Below are 6,119 nucleotides of genomic sequence, written 5' to 3' on the forward strand. Positions count from 1 at the left end.
AGAGCAATTGCTTCTACAACATCCAGCACCATTTATAGCAGTCCTGGAAGTATAAGCCGAGGTAGCAATTTGGCTGTGAAGAATGTGCCGATTCCAGAGGCTTATAAGCAGCAGTTACTAAAGGACCCGTTTAATTCTTTTAAAGCTTTTAAGGGGACGGGAAATCTAAAAAAATGGAATAAAATTAATGGAGACGAATTGAAAAAGATTGGCACGCAAGCTGATCAGAAAGATATCCGAGCAATTTCGGGAACAGCTGATGACGCTTTTAATTTCTTTAAAGCACAGGTGACTGAATACAAAGAGGTTTCAAAGGGGGTATTTGTTGGCAGAGATTCAAATAACATGACATTTACTTATAGAGCAGCCTCAAAATCAGGACCACCTACAATTGATGTAAACGGAATAAAAGGGGTAAGAAAAATTAAGTTTCTAGAGGAGTAGTTATGAGAAGGATTAAGTCATCAGTAAACGAGTTGAATCAATTGCACGCAATATTTAACAAGGTATTCTGTACTACAGATCCTTTTAGTGAAATGTTTGCTGACTCAATCAAACATAAAATAGTTCTTTGCCCAACCGATAACTACAAATTAGATCAAGAACAATTTAATGCGTTGATTAGTGCGGCAAAATTTGTGGGCGATGATAAATTTTATCTTTCAGAAATTGAAGGAAGCAGCTTTGAGACAGAGGAAAGTAATGATACTAAGTATGATTTTGGACATTGGGAAGCAACATGTGAAACTCAATATGAAGAGTATTTAAGAGCTTTAGTAGTACTAGAAAACGCTTTGTATTCAAGTTGTGCAAGATGGGGAGTAATTATTTCACATGAATCTCATGCTGTTGTAGGAGGAGACGAAAAGTTTATAGAAATGTTCAAAGAAGTATACCCCTCTTGGAAAGATAGTCTAAGGAATTTTATTGAGCAGTGGGAGTATAATAGGAAAAACTACAATTCTAATGTTGAATGGTTACCAAGTTTTATTAGCTTTCTAAAAAATGACTAAGGTTAATGAGTTTCATTAAGTGATACCAAAGGACATAGTTTTTTTGAAGTTTGAAAAAAAATTATTTTCAGTTTATTTCTTGACAGCAAGGTCGTACAATACAACCAACAAACCAAACACTAAACTAACCTCAAAAATACACTTGCTAAACTTTCGAAAGCTCTTTCCCATTGAACTATGAGTGGGAAAGAAGCTTTTTTTGTATGCAGAAATTTTTAGCTCCGCAAAGAACTAAAGGTATATAATTTTAGAGTACAGGGATACCACAATTATTTTGTCACGGATCTGCGAATCTGGACGCACAACTGCGGCGGTGGAGGCCGTGGAGGCAGAGGAATTGGTTCTACAACATCCAGCACCATTTATAGCAGTCCTGGCAGTATAGGCCGAGGCAGCAATTTGGCTGTGAAGAATGTGAGTATTCCAGAGGCTTATAAACAGCAGTTACTAAAGGACCCGTTTAATTCTTTTAAAGCATTTAAGGGGACGGGTGAAGCTGTACAGAAAAACACAGGAAAAGCAAAGAACTTTATGAAATCTGACCCACAAGCGACAGGAGATCACACTGTTCTAAAAAGAGATCCAAAGACTAATGAGGTTACTAACTATGAGACATATAAATCTAATCCATTAAATCCGAGCGGTTTTGATAAAGAACAGCGATATGATGGAATAGGTAAAGGTCACATTAACAAGATAACAAAACAAAATGTGCCTACACCTCATGTTAATGGTAAGTCAATTCCTGGGGGAGTTAGGGAGGTATATCCGAATGAAATTCCAAGAAAGAGGTAGAATATGGATACTTTACAATGGGTACAGAATTGGTATTATCAAAATTGTAATGGTGATTGGGAGCATACCTATGGTGTTAAAATCGATACTGTCGATAATCCTGGTTGGTCAGTTGAAATCAACTTAGTTGATACTTGTTTAGAAAATGAACATTTTGAATCAATAGAGATCGAAAGAGACGAAGAAGATTGGTATTACTGTATTGTGAGAGATGGAGTATTTAGTGGTGCTGGTGGGGCAAGAAATTTAGAAGAAATACTAAATTCCTTTAGACAGTGGGCTTCAATAAAAGGATTGAATTAATGACTGACCCAAGTGAAACCTTGATTGGTTTTATGCCTTTCAAGGTTCTTTTAAGGTGGGCTACCTAGTGCTGAATGAACCCATCATTCAACCAATAAGACACTTAACCCATGTAATACCGCTACAAGAATTTCTTCATTTCCTTTGTACGCACATAATGCTTTAATTTTATAACCTAAATAATGCTATTCCGATACATCAAACAGGTCGATTATGGTCAGATACTACCATGATTGACCTGTTTTTTGTTATTTTCGTTTTCTTACGGTTTTTTCAAATTCATTCGCAACTGTAGATTACTATACAACGATAGGGATGGTGAGAAGGTCATAGATCGCAACTTTAACGATGGACACAACGACAACTATAGTAAGAGCGGTGAACATTTGTGGTTACTTTGTCCGAAACATAACTGACCATTGCAACGATGATTACAGTGCAGGAAAGAAATCTGGTGAGGACCAGTCAATATATACAGGTAAGGCAACGTTGTAAGGCTAGCCACCTTGCCCTCTAATATAGTCCGAAATTCGTTAAAAAATTTCGATTGGGGGCTGAACATGAAAGACGTACAAAGTTTCGATTGACCGTATTGTAGTCGAGTTTACGGACATCTCTATTGGGATTTCTTCAATCCCTTCAAGCGAGATTGCGTCATTATCTAAATGCTTCATTGTGTTTAAAGGAAAAGGGGTTCAAGTACCATTTACATGTAAAAGATGGTGGGCATTACCTGCATATCTCTTATCAATTAACCTTCGTTCCAAAATCAAGAAAGAATACACTAAGAATCGAATGTCACCCTGATAGCCTAGTTCATTTCTATTCATGGCTCAAGCCATTAAAGGACAATGCCACAGCCGTATTGTTTGTTCGATGTGATGTAGCTTTTGACATACCGCTGCCCATATCAGAGTTATTCACTTATCGCTAACAGGGCGTAATATGCGGACTTGGGAAGGAACACGCTACTCCAATAAGAAGTATCAAAGGCAAGTAGCAGGTTACAGCCGAGTTACAATAAGAAGCGTCAACGGATGAAACGGTATGGAAAGGTAACTCAGGGGGAGTTAAAGAGGTTTGAAATTGTTTATGTACCTGACGAGAAGATACCGCTTGAAGTAATCGTGCAGTTTCCGCCCAAGTTCAACAGGCTTTATCTATGCACCCATCTGACACATCTTGAACGCTTGAAGCCCAAGCAACGAGAAAAAGTGAATGGACTAATGAGCGGAGAACTGCAACAAAAGGACGTGACGGGCTCCTACCGAAGGTTGATTGTAGAGGAAATGCGAAAGCAGCCTACATTGAACTTCGATGAGGTAGCGGCGGCGCAGTGGAAGGAAGCCATAACGATTCCATGTGCGGTTTTAAGCGGTCAAATTAATCATCTTCCAGTACAAGTAAGTCATGCAGGCTAATGTTAAGAGTTCGGCAAATCTGTTCCAAAGTATCGAAGTAAGCCGAGTTAACATTATCGGAGCAGAGATGACTTATCGTGTTTGGGCGGATGTTCATTAAACGAGCTAACTCTCGTTGAGAAATCCCCCGTTCATCCAATATGGCTTGTAACCGTACCCGAATAGGCATTTACTTTCCCTCCATTAATATGCATCGCATTACCGTTACGATGTTATTCTAAGTATTTCTTTGAATATATCATCGTATCCCTATTTACTGCAACGGTAATGCGATATATAATGATTATGTAGCGGTATACCGTTACAAAAATCAAAATTACTGTAACGGTGGGGGAGGAAACAGCATGAATGTCATCGGTTACGTTCGAGTTTCAACGAGTGGACAAGCAAAAGATGGCTACAGTTTAGCGTACCAACAAGATGAAATCCGATCCCATTGTCAGGAGCAAGGATGGAATCTTATTACTATATACAGCGATGAAGGTATCAGTGGATCGAAGGTAGATGAGGAAGCCCTCGAGGTGAACAGTATCTTTCATATCCTAGCCGTTCAGCAAATCCAAGTTGCCAAAGGGAAGAACAAAAAACAGCGTAATCCTCTCATGTACGAGTTCTACCAACGTAAGCTAGCAGAAGGCAAGACAAAGAAGCAAGCCCTCATATGCTTCATGAGAAGGCTTGTGAACATCATCTACAGCATGATGAAGAACAAAACTGAATACAGGGCGGCGAGTCCTCTAACAGAACTCAAAGCAAGCTGATATAATGGTGGAAAGTGGTAAAAAATTTACCACCTTTCCTTATAATAGATTTTAAGATTACAACTCAGGGGATGGGTAAACCTTCATCAAACTTTGCTGACCGAACACTTCTCGAAGGGCATTATGACAAACATGGTAGAGAATTTAAAGGTTCGTATAAAAATGCTGATGAGTACCTTCAAGGGGCAAATGATGTAATAAACGGTGGCACTAAAGTTCAATACGAATATAAGTTAAAGAATGGAACGATTGAAACAAGGACTGGTTATGTTAAATTTATGGGTAACACCCAGAAAGGTGAAGCGAAGTTTGAATTTGTTGGTACAAATAATAACGGAAATATAACAACCTATCATGTAAAACGCGGAGAAGATGTATGGAAATTGTTGAATGGAAACAAGCATGATAAAACTATCAACCCGTTAAAGTAGAAAAGGAGGTTTTCCCTATTCAATATTCAGCAAAAGTTGTTAAAATGAGTCCAATAATCGAAGAAGAGGTTAGACTGGAAATTGATGGGATTGAGTTGGTTACATTTGCAAATGTGTGTCCGTTTGAACTCATTGTAGGGGACATTTATCGGATTGAACTCGATGTGACCATACTTGATGATTTTATTATCAAGAAAGTGGACTGGGAAGAGTATGAGATACATCAGGAGGACAATAGTTTCGCTTACACCTTACAAGGCAAGCTAGATATTGATGAGGGAACTTTAGATGCAGGTGGTATTACTTTTGAAATTGATAGTGAGTTTCTAATGGATTACGGTTATCTGCATGAACAATATGTTCAAATCAGGGTAGATCGAATAACCGTCGATTTTTTGAATAACTGAATGTTTGAACCTTGATTGGTCTTGTGCCACTCAAGGTTTTTTCTTTGGTGGGGCTACCCAGTGCCGAATGAACCCACTATTCAACCAATAACACATATAACCCATGTAATACCCGTATGAAGATTTCGTCATTTTGATTGTACGCACATCAACGCTTTAATTTTATCACCTAAATAACGCTATTCCGTTACACGAAATGGGTCGATTATGGTCAGATACCACCATGATTGACCTGTTTTTTGTTATCTTCGTTTTCTCACGAATTTTTAGATCTAACGTAACCGTAGAATGAGCTGTTGCGATAGAGACAGTGGTAAGCAGGAATCGTAACTATTAAGTAGAACGGCACTATAACTTGAGTTTAGACAGACAAAGTAAAGAGCATTTTGTCTGCAACATAACTAACTCTTACAGCGATGATTATGGTGCAGGAGAGAAATTTGATAACGACAAGTCAACATATACAGGTATGAATACGAAATAGGCCAGCCGTCGTGTCTAATACACAGCCGCTAATGTTTACAAGGACGAAGTTTCCAAGGAGTGCGTTTTTACAGGACGTTACAAGGGATACACTATCATTCCGTATAAAATCCACCGTTGTACTGTTTAAGTCAGTATGAGCTAATATTAGTTACCAGAGCCAGTGCTACCCCAATATCAGCATGCGTTCCTCACGCAGCAGGATGTGGAAGTGACCAATGCCGACGGACAGAAGAGTGTTGTTGTAGAGAATGCGCAGTACGACCCGTTGACTGGACGCCTGCTTGCGTACACGGATGGTCTCACTCATACCACGTCATACACCTACGATCGCCTAGGTCGTTTGGTTTGATCCACTTGGCCGCAAAGTGAGAGAGACAGAAGGCTTGGGTGAAGTAAAATATGGCTACGACGAGCGCACAAGCCGTTTGCTATGGCAGGACGATGCCTATGGCAATCGGACGTGGTACAGCTATGACGCCTTTGGTCGCCTCAAACAGACGAC

Annotated in this window: 9 protein-coding genes and 2 pseudogenes; 10 read left to right on the plus strand and 1 reads right to left on the minus strand. The window is 39.3% G+C overall.

Translation table 11 applies throughout. The annotated features are described in order from the left end of the window. The 6 genes and pseudogenes from H509_RS23995 to H509_RS26575 all read left to right on the plus strand — a co-directional run. The coding region (locus H509_RS23995) for a hypothetical protein (protein ID WP_036695895.1) at window positions 1-444 on the plus strand (444 nt) is incomplete at its 5' end. A 32-nt stretch (window positions 445-476) separates the two neighbouring features. Next, window positions 477-1,013: a hypothetical protein gene (locus H509_RS0102055; protein ID WP_211234299.1), complete on the plus strand. Its 537-nt coding sequence runs from the start codon at window positions 477-479 to the stop codon at window positions 1,011-1,013. A gap of 243 nt (window positions 1,014-1,256) precedes the next feature. Then, window positions 1,257-1,313: pseudogene (locus H509_RS28530) on the plus strand (hypothetical protein); the annotation flags it as partial. Window positions 1,314-1,412: 99 nt separating this feature from the next. Beyond that, window positions 1,413-1,808, plus strand: coding sequence for a hypothetical protein (locus tag H509_RS26570; protein WP_028543611.1), 396 nt, complete (start codon window positions 1,413-1,415; stop codon window positions 1,806-1,808). A 3-nt stretch (window positions 1,809-1,811) separates the two neighbouring features. Further along, window positions 1,812-2,111: an immunity 53 family protein gene (locus H509_RS0102065; RefSeq protein WP_028543612.1), complete on the plus strand. Its 300-nt coding sequence runs from the start codon at window positions 1,812-1,814 to the stop codon at window positions 2,109-2,111. 1,037 nt (window positions 2,112-3,148) lie between these two features. Beyond that, the gene (locus H509_RS26575; RefSeq protein WP_028543613.1) at window positions 3,149-3,532 is read left to right on the plus strand and encodes a hypothetical protein; all 384 of its coding nucleotides are present in this window, start codon (window positions 3,149-3,151) and stop codon (window positions 3,530-3,532) included. On the opposite strand, the gene H509_RS27035 is transcribed toward H509_RS26575, so the two are convergent. Then, a complete protein-coding gene (locus H509_RS27035) occupies window positions 3,495-3,701 on the minus strand; it encodes a helix-turn-helix domain-containing protein (protein WP_084159042.1) in 207 nt (68 codons plus the stop codon). The two genes, H509_RS26575 and H509_RS27035, sit on opposite strands and share 38 nt — an antisense overlap. Before the next feature lie 175 nt (window positions 3,702-3,876). Between H509_RS27035 and H509_RS28715 the strand changes: the two are divergent. The 4 genes and pseudogenes from H509_RS28715 to H509_RS27045 all read left to right on the plus strand — a co-directional run. Next, a pseudogene (locus tag H509_RS28715) lies at window positions 3,877-4,059 on the plus strand (recombinase family protein); the annotation flags it as partial. A gap of 248 nt (window positions 4,060-4,307) precedes the next feature. After that, window positions 4,308-4,724 (plus strand): hypothetical protein, encoded by a 417-nt coding sequence (locus H509_RS0102080; protein WP_028543614.1) that lies wholly within the window; start codon window positions 4,308-4,310, stop codon window positions 4,722-4,724. Window positions 4,725-4,768: 44 nt separating this feature from the next. Continuing rightward, window positions 4,769-5,131, plus strand: coding sequence for a hypothetical protein (locus H509_RS0102085; protein ID WP_036695897.1), 363 nt, complete (start codon window positions 4,769-4,771; stop codon window positions 5,129-5,131). 646 nt (window positions 5,132-5,777) lie between these two features. Beyond that, window positions 5,778-5,966 (plus strand): RHS repeat domain-containing protein, encoded by a 189-nt coding sequence (locus H509_RS27045; protein WP_084159043.1) that lies wholly within the window; start codon window positions 5,778-5,780, stop codon window positions 5,964-5,966. Window positions 5,967-6,119 lie beyond the last annotated feature (153 nt).

The organism is Paenibacillus taiwanensis DSM 18679 (assembly GCF_000425125.1).
Classification (GTDB): domain Bacteria; phylum Bacillota; class Bacilli; order Paenibacillales; family Paenibacillaceae; genus Paenibacillus_B; species Paenibacillus_B taiwanensis.